Origin of the sequence: Paraburkholderia sp. SIMBA_054 (genome assembly GCF_046534875.1) — a bacterium.
Classification (GTDB): Bacteria; Pseudomonadota; Gammaproteobacteria; order Burkholderiales; family Burkholderiaceae; genus Paraburkholderia; species Paraburkholderia hospita.
This window is the reverse complement of sequence record NZ_JAWRXV010001374.1, coordinates 1-248: the sequence shown is the minus strand read 5'-3', so window position 1 is coordinate 248 and position 248 is coordinate 1. Positions and strand designations below refer to the sequence as shown.

General features: G+C 65.3%; 1 pseudogene. It reads left to right on the top strand.

Annotated elements, in window-relative coordinates:
- Positions 1–248, top strand: a pseudogene (locus SB822_RS59570) (aminotransferase class V-fold PLP-dependent enzyme); the annotation flags it as partial.

The following is a 248-nucleotide window of genomic DNA, read 5'->3' as shown; positions in this document are numbered from 1 at the left end:
CTCGGCGCTGCAAGCGGGCATCGAACCGGCGATTCGCTTCCATCAGGCGATCGGCGCCGCCAACATTCATGCACGGCTCAGCGCGCTGACCCGTTACTGGGCAGCACGCGCCGCGGACATCCCCGGCTTACGCTTTCACACGCCGCTCGACACGGAAACGCTCGGCGCCGTGAGCCTCTTTTCTATCGAAGGCGCCGACGCCCTGCGCGTCGAGCGTACATTGCGGGAATCGTTCGCGATTCACGTCA